Here is a 2,150-nt window from a genome sequence, read left to right on the forward strand (position 1 = left end):
TGTCGGTGACGGTCGAAAAGTGAGCCATTGTGACGGTTGAAAGTTGAGCCACCTAGTCTGAACGATTGGATGGGTGATCACAGTGGAAGATTGGGCGCTGATTCGGCGATTGCATTTGGCTGAGGGCGAGTCGATGAGGTCGATAGCGGAGCGGTTGGGGATCTCTAGGAACACTGTCGCGAGGGCGGTGAGATCCGAGGGCCCACCCAAATATGAGCGGGTGCCGGTGGCTTCGGCGATCAAGACTGTGGAGCCAAGGATCCGGGTCCTGTTGAAGGAAAATCCCAGGATGCCGGCAACGGTGATCGCCGAGCGGATCCACTGGTCGGGTTCCCCTGCCTGGTTACGGGAGAACGTGGCGAGGATCCGGCCCGAGTACGCGCCGGCCGATCCAGCGGACCGAATCAGTTATGAACCAGGGGATCAGATCCAGTGTGATTTGGTCTTTCCAGCGGTGAAGATTCCCTGCGGTACCGGTCCGGCGCGGGTGTTCCCGGTGTTGGTGATGGTTTGCTCGCATTCGCGCTTCATCATGGCGAGGATGATTCCATCCCGAACCACCGGGGATTTACTGGCGGGGATGTGGGAGTTGCTGGGTGGTTTGGGTGCTGTTCCGCGGCGGCTGATCTGGGACAACGAGACCGGCATCGGCCGCCGCAACCGCTACGCCGCCGGGGTGGCAGCGTTCGCTGGCGTGCTGGCAACCCGGATCGTGCAGGTCAAACCCTACGATCCGGAGACCAAGGGCATCGTGGAACGGGCCAATGGATACCTTGAAAGTTCCTTTTTACCGGGGCGGACGTTCACCTCACCCACTGATTTCAATGACCAGCTCGCCGTGTGGTTGAGCAAGGCAAACACGCGCCTGGTCCGGAGCACCGCGGCACGGCCTGCGGAACTGCTGCCCACTGATCGTGCGGCAATGATCGAGCTGCCGCCGGTAGCACCGGTGACCGGGTTCCATGCCAAGGTTCGTCTGCCAAGGGACTACTACGTACGGGTTTCCTCCAATGACTACTCGGTGGATCCGCAGGCCATCGGACGCTTCGTTGATGTCAGTGCCGATCTGGAAACTGTCAGGATCAGCATCGGCGACAGGAATATTGGCACGCATCCACGATCCTGGGACCGGGGCCTGACCATCACTGATCCCTCCCACGTTCAGGCGGCGAAGACACTGCGGGCGGCATTCCAAAATCCTGAAGTGGCTGATGCCGGGGATATAGATGATCTCGTCCGGGATCTGGCCGAGTACGACCGGGTATTTGGCGTGGTCCTCGATGACGGGATGATCTCCTCATGAGTGCTGCGAAAGAGACCAGCTCAGAGATCGAGTATTTGGCGAGGGCTTTGAAGGCGCCCCGAATCAGGGACTCCGCCGCACGGCTGGCCGAGCAAGCCAGGGACGCCGGGTGGTCCCACGAGGAGTACCTCGCTGCGATCCTGTCCCGGGAAGTCTCTGCCCGTGAAGCATCGGGGGCAGAGATCCGTACCAGGGCTGCCGGGTTCCCGGCCAGAAAATCGTTGGAGGACTTCAACTTCGACCACCAACCAGCCATCAAACGCGATGTCCTCGCGCACCTTGCCACCGGGGCGTTTCTAGCAGAAGCCTCCAATGTCGTGCTCCTGGGGCCACCCGGAACCGGTAAAACCCATCTCGCCATCGGGCTCGGGATCCGGGCCACCCAGCTGGGCCAGAGGGTGCTCTTTGCCACCGCAACCGACTGGGTTACCCGGCTCCAGACCGCGCACCAAGCCGGTCGGCTACCGCAGGAACTACTCCGGCTCAAACGCTACGGGCTGATCATCGTCGATGAAGTCGGATACATCCCCTTCGAACAAGACGCCGCGAACTTGTTCTTCCAGCTCGTCTCCTCCCGCTACGAACACGCCTCACTGATCCTGACCTCGAACCTGGGCTTCGCCCGCTGGGGTGAGGTATTCGGTGACCAAGTCGTGGCAGCGGCCATGATCGACCGGATCGTCCACCACGCCGAAGTCATCACCCTCAAAGGATCCAGCTACCGCCTCAAGGACCACCAAATCGACTCACTACCCTCGACAAGAACCGAGAGTACGGCAGAATAGTTCCATCAACGTGGCTCACAATTCACCCCACAAAACGGCTCACTATTCGACCAGCGCTGACA

Annotated in this window: 2 protein-coding genes; both read left to right on the forward strand. The window is 60.7% G+C overall.

Features of this window, described 5'->3' with window-relative positions:
• The first annotated feature begins 82 nt into the window (after window positions 1–82).
• A complete protein-coding gene (gene istA / locus PCK14_RS19260; RefSeq protein WP_269940134.1) occupies window positions 83–1,303 on the forward strand; it encodes an IS21 family transposase in 1,221 nt (406 codons plus the stop codon).
• A complete protein-coding gene (gene istB / locus PCK14_RS19265; protein ID WP_269940133.1) occupies window positions 1,300–2,088 on the forward strand; it encodes an IS21-like element helper ATPase IstB in 789 nt (262 codons plus the stop codon). Before istA ends, istB begins: the two co-directional genes overlap by 4 nt.
• The last annotated feature ends 62 nt before the right edge of the window (window positions 2,089–2,150 follow it).

It is taken from the genome of Arthrobacter sp. HY1533 (genome assembly GCF_027568515.1).
GTDB lineage: Bacteria > Actinomycetota > Actinomycetes > Actinomycetales > Micrococcaceae > Specibacter.

Bases quoted from the DNA above. Each gene is read 5' to 3' on its own strand.
- istB (WP_269940133.1), top strand. From the start codon at position 1,300: ATGAGTGCTGCGAAAGAGACCAGCTCAGAGATCGAGTATTTGGCGAGG.